Annotated in this window: 26 protein-coding genes; all 26 read right to left on the reverse strand. The window is 36.3% G+C overall.

Annotated elements, in window-relative coordinates; all coding sequences use genetic code 11:
- Nucleotides 1-7 precede the first annotated feature (7 nt).
- Nucleotides 8-268 (reverse strand): hypothetical protein, encoded by a 261-nt coding sequence (locus SPD48_RS09520; protein ID WP_336257859.1) that lies wholly within the window; start codon nt 266-268, stop codon nt 8-10.
- Nucleotides 269-299: 31 nt separating this feature from the next.
- On the reverse strand, nt 300-1,508 hold the full coding sequence (locus SPD48_RS09525) for a phage major capsid protein (protein WP_336257860.1): 1,209 nt from the start codon (nt 1,506-1,508) through the stop codon (nt 300-302).
- Nucleotides 1,509-1,540: 32 nt separating this feature from the next.
- Nucleotides 1,541-2,302, reverse strand: a complete 762-nt coding sequence (locus SPD48_RS09530; protein ID WP_336257861.1) for a head maturation protease, ClpP-related — start codon at nt 2,300-2,302, stop codon at nt 1,541-1,543.
- A gap of 39 nt (nt 2,303-2,341) precedes the next feature.
- Nucleotides 2,342-3,499 carry a phage portal protein gene (locus SPD48_RS09535; RefSeq protein ID WP_336257862.1) on the reverse strand — a complete coding sequence of 386 codons (1,158 nt, stop codon included), beginning with the start codon at nt 3,497-3,499 and terminating at the stop codon, nt 2,342-2,344.
- Between the two features lie 11 nt (nt 3,500-3,510).
- Nucleotides 3,511-5,181: a terminase TerL endonuclease subunit gene (locus SPD48_RS09540; protein ID WP_336257863.1), complete on the reverse strand. Its 1,671-nt coding sequence runs from the start codon at nt 5,179-5,181 to the stop codon at nt 3,511-3,513.
- Complete coding sequence (locus tag SPD48_RS09545) at nt 5,168-5,494, reverse strand: P27 family phage terminase small subunit (RefSeq protein WP_336257864.1); 327 nt, start codon at nt 5,492-5,494, stop codon at nt 5,168-5,170. Before SPD48_RS09545 ends, SPD48_RS09540 begins: the two co-directional genes overlap by 14 nt.
- A 148-nt stretch (nt 5,495-5,642) precedes the next feature.
- Nucleotides 5,643-5,990 carry an HNH endonuclease gene (locus SPD48_RS09550; RefSeq protein WP_336257865.1) on the reverse strand — a complete coding sequence of 116 codons (348 nt, stop codon included), beginning with the start codon at nt 5,988-5,990 and terminating at the stop codon, nt 5,643-5,645.
- 11 nt (nt 5,991-6,001) lie between these two features.
- The gene (locus tag SPD48_RS09555) at nt 6,002-6,247 is read right to left on the reverse strand and encodes a hypothetical protein (RefSeq protein ID WP_336257866.1); all 246 of its coding nucleotides are present in this window, start codon (nt 6,245-6,247) and stop codon (nt 6,002-6,004) included.
- Between the two features lie 189 nt (nt 6,248-6,436).
- Nucleotides 6,437-6,775: a hypothetical protein gene (locus SPD48_RS09560; RefSeq protein ID WP_336257867.1), complete on the reverse strand. Its 339-nt coding sequence runs from the start codon at nt 6,773-6,775 to the stop codon at nt 6,437-6,439.
- Between the two features lie 62 nt (nt 6,776-6,837).
- Nucleotides 6,838-7,407 (reverse strand): hypothetical protein, encoded by a 570-nt coding sequence (locus SPD48_RS09565; RefSeq protein ID WP_336257868.1) that lies wholly within the window; start codon nt 7,405-7,407, stop codon nt 6,838-6,840.
- Between the two features lie 86 nt (nt 7,408-7,493).
- Complete coding sequence (locus tag SPD48_RS09570; protein WP_336257869.1) at nt 7,494-8,006, reverse strand: sigma factor-like helix-turn-helix DNA-binding protein; 513 nt, start codon at nt 8,004-8,006, stop codon at nt 7,494-7,496.
- A gap of 291 nt (nt 8,007-8,297) precedes the next feature.
- Nucleotides 8,298-8,597: a MazG-like family protein gene (locus SPD48_RS09575; protein ID WP_336257870.1), complete on the reverse strand. Its 300-nt coding sequence runs from the start codon at nt 8,595-8,597 to the stop codon at nt 8,298-8,300.
- Entirely contained in the window at nt 8,594-8,809 is a 216-nt protein-coding gene (locus SPD48_RS09580) for a hypothetical protein (protein ID WP_336257871.1), read from the reverse strand. Before SPD48_RS09580 ends, SPD48_RS09575 begins: the two co-directional genes overlap by 4 nt.
- A gap of 1 nt (nt 8,810) precedes the next feature.
- Entirely contained in the window at nt 8,811-8,933 is a 123-nt protein-coding gene (locus tag SPD48_RS09585; RefSeq protein WP_336257872.1) for a hypothetical protein, read from the reverse strand.
- Between the two features lie 11 nt (nt 8,934-8,944).
- The gene (locus SPD48_RS09590; RefSeq protein WP_336257873.1) at nt 8,945-9,751 is read right to left on the reverse strand and encodes an N-6 DNA methylase; all 807 of its coding nucleotides are present in this window, start codon (nt 9,749-9,751) and stop codon (nt 8,945-8,947) included.
- Between the two features lie 7 nt (nt 9,752-9,758).
- Nucleotides 9,759-9,977: a hypothetical protein gene (locus SPD48_RS09595; protein ID WP_336257874.1), complete on the reverse strand. Its 219-nt coding sequence runs from the start codon at nt 9,975-9,977 to the stop codon at nt 9,759-9,761.
- Nucleotides 9,977-10,885: a DUF3102 domain-containing protein gene (locus SPD48_RS09600; RefSeq protein ID WP_336257875.1), complete on the reverse strand. Its 909-nt coding sequence runs from the start codon at nt 10,883-10,885 to the stop codon at nt 9,977-9,979. Before SPD48_RS09600 ends, SPD48_RS09595 begins: the two co-directional genes overlap by 1 nt.
- Nucleotides 10,882-12,495 carry a PcfJ domain-containing protein gene (locus SPD48_RS09605; RefSeq protein ID WP_336257876.1) on the reverse strand — a complete coding sequence of 538 codons (1,614 nt, stop codon included), beginning with the start codon at nt 12,493-12,495 and terminating at the stop codon, nt 10,882-10,884. The genes SPD48_RS09600 and SPD48_RS09605 overlap by 4 nt, the downstream gene beginning before the upstream one ends.
- Complete coding sequence (locus SPD48_RS09610) at nt 12,492-12,842, reverse strand: hypothetical protein (protein ID WP_336257877.1); 351 nt, start codon at nt 12,840-12,842, stop codon at nt 12,492-12,494. The genes SPD48_RS09605 and SPD48_RS09610 overlap by 4 nt, the downstream gene beginning before the upstream one ends.
- A 122-nt stretch (nt 12,843-12,964) precedes the next feature.
- Nucleotides 12,965-13,489, reverse strand: a complete 525-nt coding sequence (locus tag SPD48_RS09615) for a Holliday junction resolvase RecU (protein WP_336257878.1) — start codon at nt 13,487-13,489, stop codon at nt 12,965-12,967.
- 29 nt (nt 13,490-13,518) lie between these two features.
- Entirely contained in the window at nt 13,519-13,725 is a 207-nt protein-coding gene (locus SPD48_RS09620) for a hypothetical protein (protein ID WP_336257879.1), read from the reverse strand.
- 14 nt (nt 13,726-13,739) lie between these two features.
- Nucleotides 13,740-13,949 (reverse strand): hypothetical protein, encoded by a 210-nt coding sequence (locus SPD48_RS09625; protein ID WP_336257880.1) that lies wholly within the window; start codon nt 13,947-13,949, stop codon nt 13,740-13,742.
- Nucleotides 13,942-14,346, reverse strand: coding sequence for a hypothetical protein (locus SPD48_RS09630; RefSeq protein WP_336257881.1), 405 nt, complete (start codon nt 14,344-14,346; stop codon nt 13,942-13,944). Before SPD48_RS09630 ends, SPD48_RS09625 begins: the two co-directional genes overlap by 8 nt.
- Nucleotides 14,327-14,698, reverse strand: a complete 372-nt coding sequence (locus SPD48_RS19950; RefSeq protein WP_442962141.1) for a hypothetical protein — start codon at nt 14,696-14,698, stop codon at nt 14,327-14,329. The genes SPD48_RS09630 and SPD48_RS19950 overlap by 20 nt, the downstream gene beginning before the upstream one ends.
- 6 nt (nt 14,699-14,704) lie before the next feature.
- Nucleotides 14,705-15,589 carry a rolling circle replication-associated protein gene (locus tag SPD48_RS09635; protein ID WP_336257882.1) on the reverse strand — a complete coding sequence of 295 codons (885 nt, stop codon included), beginning with the start codon at nt 15,587-15,589 and terminating at the stop codon, nt 14,705-14,707.
- Nucleotides 15,590-15,746: 157 nt separating this feature from the next.
- Entirely contained in the window at nt 15,747-15,899 is a 153-nt protein-coding gene (locus SPD48_RS19955) for a DUF6906 family protein (RefSeq protein ID WP_442962137.1), read from the reverse strand.

The raw sequence follows: 15,899 nt of genomic DNA on the forward strand, positions 1-15,899 counted from the left end.
TTATCATCTACTTTTCAGACTTTTTGTTGTCTTTAGATTTTTTCGCTTCTTTCTTAGTTTCTTTAGTTCCTTTTTTAGCATCCGCTTCAGTTCCTTCTTTTATTTCCTCTAAAAATGGATGCTTGTACTTGTTTTTGTCTGAAGTTAATTCTTCAATTCGTTTTTTAGTTGTTTTGTATCCCTCTTTAGGATAGGTACCGTCTTTTTCATAAACGGTACCATCGTGATTGTTTTCCTTGAACGTCGCTAACACTCTATACTTACTCATTGCTCATCCTCCTATAAACTATAAATCAAAATTATGGTTCAGGTATTTCTTCCGTTTCTTCCTCTACTCCTAGTTCGCTAATATCAAATACATCGAACTTGTCATTGTCTAACGGTCGCCCATTCGCTAACTGACGTACAACATACAGTCTTTGGTCCTCAATCATTCTGACAACATCTGAATGTTCTAATGTTGAGTCTGTTCCTGTTCCCATAAAGTAGTCCTTTGGATGACCGACAACCATTTTTCCGATTGGTACTGCCGACGTTTGAATGATATCTAATCCTGGTACAGGAAACTTGTCAAATTCCCAAGTTCCATCATCGCGTTGCTTTACTCCCGCTGAAAAGAAGTGCATTGCGTAGTTATATGGATTAAGAATGAATGTGATTCCGTCATACGGTCGTGTTTTTGTTGGATTTCCGCCTTCATCTTTTTCTATAATTGTTGCTGGCGCAAGAATTTCTTCTCCGATTGTTTTCGGCTTCAAATCCTTTAATTTTACCGCTTCCTTTTCAGGATATACTCCACCTGTGACCGCCCCGTCTAAATCTCTAGTCATTCCAATAGGCTTTTTGTTTCCATCTCCTGTAACAATTGCTTTTTCTAATTCTGCTGCGATAATTTCAGTTAAGAATGCTCGAACGTAACGGTCTAACCATTCAGGACCAATCTCAAACATTGCCTTGCTGACAACTAAAAATCCTGACAATTTGAACATGCCCTGGTCAATTGTTTCGAATCCATGATCAATCATTTCTTTAATTTTGTCTGTTACCTCTGTCCATGTTGCGACGGTTTGTCCTGGCTTGCGAACAATCCACATTGTTGAGGCTCCAACACGTTGGAAGTTAACTCGTGACAGCAAAGGATGGTCAAGTGCTAAGTCCTCAAATACTCGTTCGAAGATGGTTGGCGGCATTAACTTGCTCACTTCATCGAATGACTTTGCTTCAATTGCCTCGTTGTAGAACTTCAATTCACTTGATGTTAAGCGACGTACTCCCCTTTGCGCTAAAACCGCATCATCCCATTGTTGTTCATTGGCGCGGTTAGCTTCACGAATTGTTGTATTCATTACATCTTGGAAATGTAATAAGTTACTTTCGTAATTTTCTACAATTGTTTGGGCAACCTCTCGTGGATCTGTACTTTCAAATGCTTGTTGCAATGCTGTGATCTGTTCCTCTTTTCCTTCTAGTAATTCTTCTCTATCTAAGTTTTCAATTCCTTTTGTCATTTTATTTCCTCCTAAAATAAAAATAACGTCAATTAATGACGTTTGAATTTATCTAATATAGTATTTTTTCGTTGTGTTCCATTTCCTAATACAGTGTTCAGTTCCTCTAAAATATTTCTTTTTTCGATATTACTTAATTCTGTTTGCTCGTTTGTAGATTCGTCTTCCTCGTCTTCTTTTGATTCTGATGACGTTTTACTTGCGAATCCATACTCTACTGCTGTTGATGCACTCATCCATGTTTCTTGGTTTATTTTTTCCTGTACTTCATCCCTTTCCAATGTTGTTTTTGTACTATAAATATCTACTATTCCTTCCTCTAATTCCTCTAATACATCCGCTTCTTTCCTCATGTCTGTTTTACTACCCCATACAGCACTAGATGCTTCGTGTATCATCATCATTGACCCTAGTTCCATGATAACTTCATCACCAGCCATCGCAATTATTGAGGCGGCCGAACAAGCCCAACCATCGACATGTACAGTAACATTTCCTTTATGTCTTTTTAGCCGATTGAATATCGATATGCCATCAAATGCATCGCCCCCTGGTGAATTAAGATTGATAATAATATCATTTTCACCCGCTTCATTAAGCGCGTTATCAATATCTTTCGCCGAAAACGAATCACTCCACCACGATTGACCAATAACTCCGTAAATCGTTATGTTCGTTGTCTTTGTTTCGTTGTCATGAACGACATTGAATTTTTGTGGTATTTGTTTTAATTGCTCTGTGTGCTGTTGGTTTTTGAAGTTCTTTAGGAAATCCTCAACCGTCATTCTTTTCATTCACTCCCACCCCCTTTCATTGGCTTATCAATTAATGAATTATTCATCTTCATCATCCTCCTGCTTATCGACACGTTGATAGTTCTTGGTTACATATCGATGATTAGCCCATTCATCACTGATTGGCTCTCTGCCCAATTCTTCTAAAACATCATTTATGCTCAATCCACCGATAGCAAATAGTTTGTCTAGTGCTGTTGCAATCTTGGATATATCAATAACTTTAATTTTTGTTGTATCTATTTTTACATATGTTCTTTTTAGATATTCTTCTTTCGTATAAACTGTTCTATTGATTTCATCCTGAATTAATTCGCTTATTGGATTCACTGCAAACATCAAAAAGCTTTCTATTTGGTCCTCTAAATCTGCGAAGTCTCCTTTAAGCAATCCTCTTGGTACATTGAATCTCATTGCAACATAATTGAAAATATCATCTATCAGTGCTGCAATATCTCTACTTAAGCCCGCGTTATTTGTTCCTGTTTGTCCATCCGACATATCTTCTAAACCATATCCGTCTTGCAACTGGAATGCTGAACCCTCGACATTTGGATCAAACCAATTCTTTAATTGACCCTCGAATAACTCGTCAATCGCTTCTTGCGTTTCGTCATCTTGAGGTCTTAGAAAATCACCCTTAATTAATAAGCGCTTGTTATTTTTCCTTTTATAATAATTCATAGATGATATCAATAACCTTCCTAGACTTTCGTACATTCCGTCTATTACTGAAGTTATTTTTTCGTTGCGTAATTCAAAATACATTACTTCTGATTCTGTGAATACATCGCTTAATTCGTAATCATCTATTGTCACATCTTTATATGTGTTTTCTTTTAGCGCTTGTTTTTCTCGAGTGAAATTACTGGTAATATATAGCTGCTTATTAATCATCACAACTAAACATTCGTTGTCATAAACTAATTTTGTTACTAATTCGTGCATAAAGTTTGTTGCGTTTTGATTTTGGTTAGGCTCTACATTAAAAAGATAATAGTTATTGCTTCGGTTTTTAACACCTTTTTCAAATGTTTGTATTTCACACTGACTGATGGATCCTGCAATTAAATCAATACATGTGTCTACTGCTATCTTCTTAAAAAAGTAATCGATTCCTGATTCGTAAAATAATTCATTGTTTGACACTTCCTTTTTCCGCTTCAAGAAACTTCTGAACCAATCTAATAATCCCATTTCCTCACCTCCTAATAGTTATACGATCTGATGATTTTCTTTACATTCTCCTTCGTGATTGCTTTTGCATCTTTCAGTTCACCATCAAAATTTAGCGCATGCGTAAAAGCGAAAAATCCATCTGTTTTTCGCCGCTCTTTATCTATTTTCTTGTACTCCATGTTTCCATTTCCTTGTTCGTCTTTATAAACATTACCTACATACCAGCGCATAACAGGATCGTCACCGAATATGATTGTTTGATTGATGAACATATCTTGTATCAATGGATCTAATTTTCCATGCGTTATCCTGCCCCGTCGTACTCTCTCGACTTCAAATCCTGCCTCTTCTAGTTTTGGCCCTAGAATTGCTGCCCTGTAATCATCCATAGACACCTTTTTAATGTTGAATGTTCGAAGTTGCTCCAAAAACCAATTAACTACCCTATCAGGATTTATAGATTTTTCATTGTGTATTATCGAAATTAATCCTTTTTCTTTTCCTAGTTCGATAATGTCTTCGTTAATGTCTTGTAATTCTAGTGCCAAATGATGCACGAACGTATGTTGAATCCAATAGCGCTTTCCGTCATGTTTAAAAAGTAAACCTGCAGAACAAAAGTCTCTGACATCCGCAAAGTCAACTCCACCTATTGCGGTAATTCCTTTTAACTTTTCAGGCAATGGTTTATTTGTCGATAGAACATCATCGTATGTTGCCACTACTGTTCTTACGTCCTCGACTGGCCTGTTCATTCTCTTAGTCATGAACTCCAATCTAATTGCGCTATTTATTTGCATACGCGTGTATTCGCTTCTCATTTTCCTTTTGAGTGTTTCGTCGTATGGCAATGATGGATTTGCTTTCGTCCACATGTCTTCGTTATCTACTTCTTTCGGATCATCTAACCTACACATGAAGGGAAATAACGTTGTGTCCTCTATTGTTAATTCGCCATTAAGAAGCATCTGCGCTTCTTTTTTTAAGTCATCTAATGGTCCGCCCCTAACATTTCCGTCTGTAGATATATGGAACTCTCTATAATCATCAATCTTTCCACCTGCTGAAGTAAAAACTTTAATAGAATCGTAGTTTTCATATTCGTGCTCTTCATCAAAAATAACACACCCTACGCGCTTTCCGTCTTTCGTTCGCGCATTAGATGTGTTATAAATTAACCTGCTTTTTGTTGATTTACTTTCTATTTTTACTAATGTTCTATCAAATGCCTTTCCTAGCCTTGACTCGTTATCCTCCAATACATTATAAACGTCCTCGAATGATGTTTTTGCCTGATCCTCACTTGTTGCAACGATATCAATGTGATAATTCCTGATTCCATGCTGCTTTGTCATCATGTAAAAACTATTCCACGATATATATCCATTCTTTCCAGCACCGCGGCCCATGTATAAAAAATACCTATCAAATACTAATGTATCGTCTCTTTTCCACCGCAAACCATAAATGAACACATTTACGAACTTTTGCCAAGGATAAAGCTTAAACGGGAAATACCTTCCTGGTATCTCTACACTTTTATCAACCGCTTCATGATCTATATATACATCATCTCTATTAAGTATGCTCTTGACTAAGTTTATTAAAAGGTGAACCTCTTTTGAAGCTGCCATTTTTCCTTTTTTAATTAATTTTATATATTCATCTATAAATTTGTGTGTGTTTCTATACGTCGTCATCCCCTTCACCTTCATCTTTAATTTCCGCAACTTGTATTTTTAACTTATCTAAAATATCGGTCATTCTCTTTGAAACCTTTGGCAACTCTACGACTGCATCGTTTCTTTTGTAAAAACGTTGCTTTCCATTTTCAACCGTAACCATTGCACCTTTTGTTCTAATCGATTTTTGCAACTCTTCTTTTAGGTCCCAAAATTTCATGTAATCTTCAATGAGATCAAGCCATAGATGGGTGTCCATGCCATTTTCTCGAAGCTGCTTTCTTAAATCAGCACGAACATTCATTCGTCTAGTCTCTCGCGAAACGCGCATAGTACCCCCCCTCTCATGCGCGGAAAACGAAAAATGTTTTTTCCTACCTCCCCCCCGCGTTTCAGCGGCCCCCAAATAAAAGTCGAAACTTTTGACTGGGGGGTATTAGTTATGGTTTCTTTTCCGAGTATCTTGTGCGCATTCCCAGCTACCATCGTTCTGGGCTGAAGAATCTTTTCTTGTTCTGCTGTAAGTATCTGTCCTTGCCATCAGCTATGTTGTGGCAATCAATGCATAAGTATTCAAGGTTACCTAATGTCAATGCTAAGTGTGGATGCGTTCGTAATGGTTTCTTGTGGTTCACTTCCATCTTTGTTTTGTTTCCGTTTCTGTTTATAGTATTTGCTGTCGTTAATCTTCCTTGCTCCTTGCAATGTTCACACTCATAGTTTGCGTTGCGAATGACTATCTTCCTAAGTTCTCTCCATGCTCTCGATTGGTAGAACTTAATTAGGTTGTCTGTTCTTATTAGATGCTTAATAGTTTCTAGGTCCATTGATCTTCACATCATAAGTTCGTTCTGATATTAATTGTTATTGGCTTCCTTGTTAATACCTGATCTTCCAAACTTATTAATCTAGGAATGTTCCAATAATAATTATGCCTTCTATTCTTTCGCTCTTTTATTTTCTCCCTGGCTTCTTTGACTTGTTCGAAAAAATTAATCAAGTCTCTTTTAATTAATTCAAATGCCTCACTAAGCGCTTTACCGATATCCCTGAATGGATTGATTGTTTCAGGTTTTAATTCCATGTGTAATCACTCCTTTAATTTCAAAAGTATGCATGTGTTACTATGAAACTAATCATTGAAGCTACACCTAATAGCATCATGTTTCTCTGAAGTCTCAAGTCTTTATTTTCTCCCATTACTCCTATGGCACTTATAACTAGGATAATCAATAGAATAACCTTGTATGTTGTAAGCATTGCGTTACCCCCTTTAGATGTCTTCATTCCAATCGTCCAACACATCATCAACCGCTTCTAGCGCATCCTGCATAACTTTATCTGTTTCAAGTTTACTTTGAAGCACTTCAGATCTAGCTGTTGCCTTACTTCTCCTTTTGATATACCGTTCATGTAGTTTCTTAATTTCTTTTATTTCTTTTCTTAATGGTGGATCTGTGACAAGTACAATGTATTCATACTCACAATTAGGACACTCGAAATATGTTTCTTCAATTGCATTCGGATGCTTCCTGATCTTTTCGTTAATAATAAATTGTTCATTGCATTCGTTACACTCGACTGTGTTTAGGTTGCTTTGTTTTTCTTCCATATCATTTGCGCTCCTTTAATGAAAAGGCGCTTACGATTAATAAGCGCCTGGTTGCTGTTGATTTACTCTTCTAATTCTTCTATGTCGCCATCAGGATATATTACATAATTGATAAGTACCATTCCTGAACCTATCTTATTTGCATCGTGCTCTTCTTTCTCAACGTATTCGTGAATGTCCACGTATAAAAGACTGTTGAATTCATTTATTACTGTTGTCGTCTTTCTGTTAAAGTTGACGATAAAGTGAGTTTCTCCCTCTTCCATATGTAACTCTTGGTAGGATTTCGCGTAATCCTCGAAGTCTATGTCTTCCGCTAACGTCACCTTTCGCCAATTACCTGTGTTGTCATTTCTTACTTCGGATGGCTTTGTTGAAACTTCCGAGTAATCTTTGTCACTTTTACCTATGATGTTATCTTGATTCTTCAAGTCATCCCACGCTGAACCTTCATCATCTTCATCCGCTTCCGCTTCAGGTTCATCCTCTTCCTCTTCTGGTTCATCTTCATTTACTTCTGCTTCCTGTTCCTCTACTTGCGGCTCTTCAACTTGTTTCTCTTCTTTCTCTGAATCATTACTGCAAGCGACGAGTGCAAATACTAATAAAAATGTAATGAATATTTTCTTCATTCTTCATCTCTCCCTTCGCCTAAATTATATCATACGAAAGGAAATGCCTCTCACTATATACGAATTCGTACCATACCCGTACCATGTTAGGTGTTTGATGTAATCTTCTCTATTTTAACCCTAGCTTTTTCTATGTGGTTCTGTACTGTTGTTTTGGCTATACCGAGTATCTTTCCTGTTTCGTACATGCTATGTCCTGCCGCAACATGTAATATGAAGCATTCCCTCTCTCTATCTGTAAGTGTCTTGAGTACCTGTGTTATCAATTCTTTTTCTTCCCTTGATAACCGTCTCAACTCTTCTCTTTCACTTTTCAGTTGTTCTGAAATGTCAGGTATAAGATCCATCTGCCCTAAATATATTATGTCGTAATTGTGCCTTCTATCAATTCCTTGCCTAAAATAAGGATTGACCCCTGTTTCTATCCAATCTATAATTTCACTTGTGCTGCGGATCATGCTATTAACAATTCCTTTATCTCTTTTGATGATGCGCAATTCTTTCTCTATATCTGCTATGATTGGTTCTATTTCGTTAACTTTCTTCACTTCTATCGATTTTTTTGTTATCTTTTCTCTTTTATCTAGTTCTCGCAACATCTTCCTCAACCCTCTTCGTGATTGTTTATATTCAGATAATAGTAATCGCATAGACTCACCGCCTGTATGTTATAATGGTTTTAGATATTCTTTTTGCTAGGCGCAAGTCTAGCTTTTTTTATTTGAAGAGGATTGAGTACTTATTTTCTCTTCCTGTCTTTGAAACAATTGAAACAGATGTGTTCATATGAATCCTCTACTCGTTCCATAACAAATGTATCGTTTTCGGTATCGATCACTTTTTTGCAATCGATGCATTTTATCATGAAGATTCACCCCTTGATTTCTTGTTTATAAATCTTCCTTTTTGATATAGATTCCGTTCACTGTCTTCCCGCTTCTCTTTTCGATTTTCTTATACGCAAGTTCCAAGCATTTCTCTATATCCATCCCTAGTTGCATTGATAAAATAATTAATGTTACTATTCCATCTCCTATCTCTACTTCCAGGTCACCGATATTGTTTCTTGCTAATGCTCCTGATATTTCCCCAACCTCTTCAACTACTTTTAACATTTGCTTATGCGGATCTGCGATGTGTAACTCTCTATCTTTCGCCCACTCTTCAACTTTTTTCACTAATTCATTCAATGCAATAACTTCCTTTCATCTTCCAGTGATTTTATTAATAGGTTTGATAAACTTGTTTTTAATGCGGTTCTTGGTGAATGTCTCGACAATAATTTTATGGCGCTTGTTATTGTCTTTTGATACCTCTTGTTTTGTTCGGCTAGTTCTTTGTTCGCTTCACTTAATGCTTTGTTCTTTTCTTTCAAAATGCTCAATTCCGCTTCGCTTGGCAATTCACTCAACTCCTTCTTTCGTGAAGTGGAACATCACTTTCCAGCCAATCAGCTTTAATAAAATAACTTTCATTCTGCTTGTAACCTTTAATTCTCTGTTCCTTTTTCTCAACGTCCAGTACATGACTCGTCCTCCTATTCGATGTAGTCAAATATTGACATTTGCCCTGGTATTCCGACTAATTGTGGTTCCTTCGTTTCCGCTGTTTCTTCACTTTCCATTTCTAATATCCGCTTCATATCTGCATACATTCTTTCTGTCTTTTCATTCGCCTCATTGACTTCAGACTCTTTTGCCTTTCTTATTCTGTTCCAAATATGCATAGGTGTGTACCACGTCTCGTTCATCTTTAAAGTTATTGTATCGCCCTGCATGACTACCGCATCAATTCCTAATAGCGACAATTGTATATAGCACATTTTAACTACATCGTAATCAATATCATTACATATGACCCTCAATTGTGTTTGATAGTTCATGTCCATACTTTTCATCGTTTCTGCATAAGCGACAACCATTCCACCTGATCCAACTGAAGGCTCATTTAATGTCACAATTCCATCTTCATCTAATTCAACCCCTAAGATTTGCGACGTTAGCTTTGATAAGTGATAAGGTGTAAAGAATTGCCCTGAATGTTTATTTCCGAATTCCATCGACATGTATAGTTCTCCTAAGAAATCTCCCATTTTTCCGCCACTAAAACCAATTGTAATCATCGCTAGCATTTCGGCGAATTTATCAGCCTCTTCTTTACTGTAATTAGCAATCGTATCCATGTACATTTTTTCCCTCTCGTCAAAATGGACCTTGTCCACACTGTTTGATATTGTACATGCACTTAATACAATGAAGTCACGAAATATATTGTATTTGCTGTATTTTCCCGACATGTTATTGATCGTCTTTTTGATGTGCTCCTTTGCTTGTTCATATTGCAATCTCTTTTCACCTCTTTACTAATGGACGTATTCCGACCTTCCCTTTCACCGCTACATCCACTAATGCTAATAAGACTTCAGCTGGGTTTCTGTTTATATCTTTGGATATGTCTTTGATGTGATAACCTTTGTTATGCATGCTTACTACGTGCTCAATATCTTTCTTGCTCCATAAAAAGTCTAATCCATCCAGGATGATAATCTTTTCATCGATCGGCATATCCATCACCCGTTCAATGTATCCGTCATTTTATCGATCAACCCTTTTATGGCCACTTTATATTTTTCGACAGTTTCTTTGCTTTCCACGTCGCCTAATGATTTTAATAATGTTTGGAAGTTAGTAACCAATGCTTCAAATTGGTATTTGAATTTAACTTCCGCTTCACTACTTGCATTGTTTTCAACCTTTTTCCTTAAATCCTCTAATTCTTTTTCTACCTCTTTAGGTACTTTTTCGACTATTTGTGTAGCTTCAATCGGCTTTTTCTTTAGTTCCGCTTCTAGTTCTTTGATTTTTTTATCATATTCATTAACTTTTTTGCCTGATTCTTCGATTTCTGTTTCTAGCTTATTTATCAAATCTTCATCATCGTTTGCCTCTGCTTCTTTTAATTGCTCTTCTAACTTTTCCGCTCTACTTTCACTCATGGATAGCTTTAACTTTAAATCTTTATGCTCTTCTGCTTCATCCTCGTAAACCTGTAATTTTTCCTCTAATTCTTTCTTTTCCTTGATTACTTGCTGTAATTTCCTTGTCGATAAATCGTGAACATTATTTTCTTCAACAAATTCTTCTCGTTCATAACTGGGAATACTTAGTAGCGCAAGTGCCTTTGTGTATGGCAAACTAGCAATCGCTTCCGAATTCGCATCCCCGCCAAACAACTGGGATTGATCGCCTCCGTATTCATCGTAAATTTTCATTAAGTTATTCGCTGTTGATTGTGAGTAGTCGACGGATTGCTCCAACCAATTTCCCCATTCGCCATGAGGAACAATAGCCTTTGCCTCCACTAATCTTTTTCCGATTTCTATGCTATTGTGTAAAACCATCCTTCTTGTCTGATCTTTGATGCTGTTTATTTCCACCGCAATAACTTCTGATGATCTTTCGACCGTTATTTCATTCATGACGCGATCTCCTTTTTATTATTTTTATTTTTTAATATTTCCGCTTCAAACTCATTTACGAACTCAATGATTTCTTTTGACTTCTTTATTTTTCTATTATTGCCATATCCATAGTACTGACGTATTTCCCCTTCTGTTATTTCAAGTGTGTAAAATGGCTTATCAGGATCTTCGTGTTTTCTTATTGCATACAGGTCCGTTTTTCCATGAGCATATCGTTCTGAATAATTCCCGATGCAATGCTTCAACATCTTTCCTTCTTGAATGATTTCGTAAGTGTTTTCGAATGGCCGCATGAAAAAATGTTCATTTTCGAATTCGTATAATTCTTTCAACCTTGCCTGGATGCGCTGATCAAGTTCTTTGTTTTCTTTGAATTTTATTTGTTTATAAATGTTGTCGTGCTGTCGTTGCAAATCACTTGGATATTCAGGTATATCCTTTTCTATTCTTAAATTAAGTCGATTGCACCCGTTCCAATAGTCATTCAACAATATAAACGTCTGCCCTAAGTTATTGTGTTCTCCCGCCACATTCCCTGGATCGATTTCTTCACGTTCCTCATTGATTTTTTTCGTTTGCCTTCTAAGGTAATTTATTAATGTTCTGAATTTCGTATATTTCAGCACTTTCTTCAAGTTGTCCCATTCATTTTCTAGCCCTTGCCATGTCAGTTCAATCACTTCATCCAATGTAAAGTTCGATCCGTCCTTTTTTGCTAATTGATACACTGCTAATATGAATGGTGTTATCTTGTGTGCATTTCTAGTTACTTCCTTTACATCTTGCCTTGAAACTCTTAGTACTTTATCTAACGTTCTCCCGTTCCAATTAATCGTCCTAAAAGTCGTTACATTGTGTAGTTTTTTATTAACAAATTCTCTGAACCCCAGCTTCATCAAATATTCTATTTGCGGATGCTTTGCATACAGTGCGAAATAGGCGACGTAATCGTCTATTTCTGTGAATTTATTCCACTCCGAATATTGGAATTGCGTTCCTTCAATTGCTCTATCGATGCTGTCGATACTTACTTTTTGATTTAATTCTAGCGGTACACCGAAATATCCCGTTCTTTTGAACAATGTGAATACCGATTTTCTTAATTCATAGTTCACTGCGTTGTCTGGCCAAGAATAGAACGTTTTTATAAATACTGGATTTCCCATTTCAAATAGGTATCTTGCATCTGTTTCATATTGCGGTTTCACATTCTTGTAATCCCCGCTCCAATCCATCCATACAGTAAAGCCGCGCGCAATAACCGCTTCTTTATTTATTTTAGATTTCTCGTAATAAACGAAGTAGGCTTTATCAATCATGTATTTTCTGCTGTAACCTGATGCCCGTACTTCACATATTGATCTGCATTCAGGACATCCCATTTTAGTTTTGTGTTTTAATTTATATGTTTCATACTCGCTTTTGCAATGCGTACAGTAACCGAATTGCTTTCCTCTTTTTCTTGTCGTAAAAATGTATCTACTTTCAATTAGCACATTATTAATCACGTAATCGTGAATTCTTTTATTTATTTTGTTCGGAAAATGCTTTAGTGTGTCTTTAATCTTTTTGGCAATTGATTTGTCTCTTGTTTCTTTTATCATCATAGGAAATCATCCAACTTTGCATTGAAGTCGCCGCCTGTTTTCCCCTGGTCAAATGAGTAGTTAACTTTCACTTCGTTATTCTCACTTATTCCGAAATACTTTAATACAACTGCGTATCCTTGTTCAGGTGTTAGCATGGCCATGTTGCCTACTCTGTTTTTATTCGCTTCTTTCCGCATTTCCTCGATGCTCCCCATGATCGACTTCTTGTCATCTGCGACAATCTTTTCCGCTTCACTTTCATTTTCTTTAATGTAGTTGATCAGGAACTCGCCAATTACTTTTACATAGGCATTCTTTTCTTTTTCCATTTCACTTTTAATTTTATTTTCCGCTTGAATTAACATGATATATCCCCTTTCTGTGACTCTACGTCAATCATTATTTCGCAATTTTCACATTCGTAAATTTCTTGATGCCAATGTTCCATTTCATCCCCGCAATTCGGACAATAATATTCCATCGCAAGTCACCTTTCTAATTCTTCTATCAGTTTGTCTACTACCGATAGATAATCTAGTGGTATTCCGTTGCCTTGGTCCACTAATTCGGCATATACCTCTAAGTCATCTAATGGTATTGATTTTCTCCCGCCTTTTTCCGCTTCCCGTACATACTTTTGAAGCATGTTGTTTGTTACAAGATAAACATCCCTCATTGGTCTTATTTCAACGATCAGAAATGATATTGCTCCTTGTTCATCTGCTTTTTTTAGGTAACTTAATTGATGCCTAGGTATAACATCTAATGGCAATCGCTTCAGATTTACTGATTTTGCCTCAAACACAATTGCCTTCCCTCGGTAAATTCCGTCATAATCTACTGTTGATTTTTCGGCGAATGTGCATATATGTTGATTGCCCCTAGTTTTACCTATTATCTTCATTGGTGTTGGTCGCTTGTTGATGAGTGCTGCCTCTTTGTTTCTATAAACGTTGTTCGTGTAATCTATTAAATTCTCAAATGCTTGTCCTCGTCTTCCGTAATACGTCATGAAATCAATCCTTTTAAAATAATGTGAACTTAATCCTCTTCCACCATTACTACATCGAATGGATTTACTTGTCTGAATCTGTTGTTTACTCTTACCAATGCTATTGGATGTGCAATGACTCCACCTGGATGTCCACCTAACATAGGGCTAGGTTCTATTACTCTTGAATGTTGATAAATACCTATAAATTCCGCTTCAATTAAATCTTCACCATCTTTGATGTAACATTCTTGCAATTAATTCACCTCGCTTACTTTGTTCTCTTGTCATTCCTGGCACTTTGCAATTCCGCGACTCGTTCATTCAGTGCCTGGTTAACTTTTAAAGCATATTCATTTATTCTTGTTCGCCCTTGCATGAAGCCACTTTTATAGCCTTTCTTATATCCGTTGTAATGTATTGAAACAATGAAGCATACTGCCGCTACTGTCACACTTACAATTAACAACATTTCAATCATTGGACCGCCTCAATTCTTCGATTATTTTTATATCTGATGCACCAACCGATAATGAACCGCTAGGCTCATATTTTTCTGTTTTCCAATCCTTTATAAACTGTTCTCTTTCATTTTGGTATGTCCCAAACATTGAATCTTGTTCTGCTGCATAAACAAACTCCATCATTTTTTCATCTGATTCATTTGGCCAACTAATAATCGTGTACCTGTCACCTGAAGATAAAAATGAATTAGTAACAAATAATTCTGTTCCATCTAACGCAATTAATGTTTTTCTCCATAACTCAATTTCTTCTGTTGTTGGCGGCGGTCCTATTGAATCATCGTATTCACTTCTAATTTCTTCGCTTGTCTTTCCTGCTGTTTGAAACCTTGCTTTATATATTTTGATTCTCACCTGAATAGCACTCCCTCTCCTGTAATTCCACACTTATTAAAAATGGCTCTTCACAATACGTGCATTCTTTCGTTAAAAAATAATCCTTTGAGAAACTCCAACTTTCACATAACCTAATATCTCTCTCGCTCGTAAGCGGTTGGTATTCTCCCTTTACGTGTCCTGTTATGTCATAATAATTTCCATCAATCTTCGTTACTACGTGATTCTTTTCCTCATTGATGTATGGCTCCGCTTCTAGGAAGATCCCCTTTAAAATCTCATGAAATTTATAACACCCTCCATATAAATAAATCATTTCAATATACGGATCTGATTCTCTTATCCTGGTAATGATGTTAATAGGATTGATGTTTACTCACTCCCTTTTCTTTGTTTGAATTAACGGTTCTATCCGCTTCATCCTCACGTAAATGTAAGCACCACTCATAAACTCACTAAACTTCACTTCCATATCATTGAACTTATAATTCGGGTACCACTTTTCAAACATTTCCTGTGCGCTAACCTCTTCTCTAGCTAATCTTTCAGAACGTTTCCTTGTCATCTTGCTATCTGCAATCGTTACTTTCGGCTGCTTCATGTTTCTACTGATGGTGTACCTTTTTGTTTTCTTTTTTTTATTTTCTTTTAATATATATCTGACCAAACCTTCTAACCCCATATCATCAGGCTGTAACCTTCTTGTCTGTGATCTACCACCCCCGTTCCACAAATCTTCCATTACATCCCTATCAGGAAAATTGGTAATCATGTGATGGTGAACTCTTACTTTCTTGTCTTCATCAACTTCTGTAACGTACACATACTTTAAATCAAAACCTTTATATTCTTCTTGCTTGGATAACCAATATCTCAATCTTCTAATAAAATTAGTCATATCTTTTTTTGCTTCTTTATGATCACTTGGTAAATTCTCATTTTTATATGTCCATGTGGTCCACAAATCTTTATCAGTAAAATTAGTGTGAACTAATCTAGTAACATGCTTTATTGTATTTCTATCATTTAATCTTTTTTGGGATTCTGTGCTAGACTTACTTTTTCTTGCTCTCTTTCCAATAGGTGTTTTGAATAGAGGGTAAGCCTCAACTTCTAGCATGTCCCCACTCCAAATAGATTTCACCCTATACTTAGCTATATTTGAATCCCTTAAGTTTTCTATCTTTTGTTCAACTGTATCTTCATGAATTGTGTATAACTCTTCATAATCTTTTGTGTGGTAAAGTCTCTTTTCTTTCATATGCTGACCCCTATCGTCCTAAATATAATACTCATTACAAGGACGCTGATTGACATTGCCACACGATTAAAAACATGATAAAATATAGATGTGTGGCGAAGTCAATTCGCGATCTCTTGTTAGCCGCTTAGTAGGTCCTAATCTACTAGGTGGCTTTTTATTTTGCTGGAACTCTTCTTGGTTTCTTGGAAATTTTATTAACAATGATCCATTCATTTTCATACTTCCTGTGCATGAGCCAATTTTCGGGCTTTAACCCTAATGAACCTATATATTTCTTTTCTTTTAAAGTTAGCCGCTTTCCGCGCAA

Origin of the sequence: Pseudogracilibacillus sp. SE30717A (assembly GCF_037071985.1) — a bacterium.
Lineage (GTDB): Bacteria > Bacillota > Bacilli > Bacillales > Amphibacillaceae > Pseudogracilibacillus.

Coding starts and splice junctions, on each gene's coding strand:
- SPD48_RS09525 (WP_336257860.1), bottom strand. CDS start 1,508: ATGACAAAAGGAATTGAAAACTTAGATAGAGAAGAATTACTAGAAGGA.
- SPD48_RS09555 (WP_336257866.1), bottom strand. CDS start 6,247: ATGGAATTAAAACCTGAAACAATCAATCCATTCAGGGATATCGGTAAA.
- SPD48_RS09520 (WP_336257859.1), bottom strand. CDS start 268: ATGAGTAAGTATAGAGTGTTAGCGACGTTCAAGGAAAACAATCACGAT.
- SPD48_RS09550 (WP_336257865.1), bottom strand. CDS start 5,990: ATGGACCTAGAAACTATTAAGCATCTAATAAGAACAGACAACCTAATT.
- SPD48_RS09610 (WP_336257877.1), bottom strand. CDS start 12,842: ATGTTAATTCAAGCGGAAAATAAAATTAAAAGTGAAATGGAAAAAGAA.
- SPD48_RS09595 (WP_336257874.1), bottom strand. CDS start 9,977: ATGGATATGCCGATCGATGAAAAGATTATCATCCTGGATGGATTAGAC.
- SPD48_RS09530 (WP_336257861.1), bottom strand. CDS start 2,302: ATGAAAAGAATGACGGTTGAGGATTTCCTAAAGAACTTCAAAAACCAA.
- SPD48_RS09535 (WP_336257862.1), bottom strand. CDS start 3,499: ATGGGATTATTAGATTGGTTCAGAAGTTTCTTGAAGCGGAAAAAGGAA.
- SPD48_RS09615 (WP_336257878.1), bottom strand. CDS start 13,489: ATGACGTATTACGGAAGACGAGGACAAGCATTTGAGAATTTAATAGAT.
- SPD48_RS09560 (WP_336257867.1), bottom strand. CDS start 6,775: ATGGAAGAAAAACAAAGCAACCTAAACACAGTCGAGTGTAACGAATGC.
- SPD48_RS09585 (WP_336257872.1), bottom strand. CDS start 8,933: ATGTACTGGACGTTGAGAAAAAGGAACAGAGAATTAAAGGTTACAAGC.
- SPD48_RS09625 (WP_336257880.1), bottom strand. CDS start 13,949: ATGATTGAAATGTTGTTAATTGTAAGTGTGACAGTAGCGGCAGTATGC.
- SPD48_RS09540 (WP_336257863.1), bottom strand. CDS start 5,181: ATGACGACGTATAGAAACACACACAAATTTATAGATGAATATATAAAA.
- SPD48_RS09605 (WP_336257876.1), bottom strand. CDS start 12,495: ATGATGATAAAAGAAACAAGAGACAAATCAATTGCCAAAAAGATTAAA.
- SPD48_RS09565 (WP_336257868.1), bottom strand. CDS start 7,407: ATGAAGAAAATATTCATTACATTTTTATTAGTATTTGCACTCGTCGCT.
- SPD48_RS09545 (WP_336257864.1), bottom strand. CDS start 5,494: ATGCGCGTTTCGCGAGAGACTAGACGAATGAATGTTCGTGCTGATTTA.
- SPD48_RS09635 (WP_336257882.1), bottom strand. CDS start 15,589: ATGAAAGAAAAGAGACTTTACCACACAAAAGATTATGAAGAGTTATAC.
- SPD48_RS09600 (WP_336257875.1), bottom strand. CDS start 10,885: ATGAATGAAATAACGGTCGAAAGATCATCAGAAGTTATTGCGGTGGAA.
- SPD48_RS09570 (WP_336257869.1), bottom strand. CDS start 8,006: ATGTTGCGAGAACTAGATAAAAGAGAAAAGATAACAAAAAAATCGATA.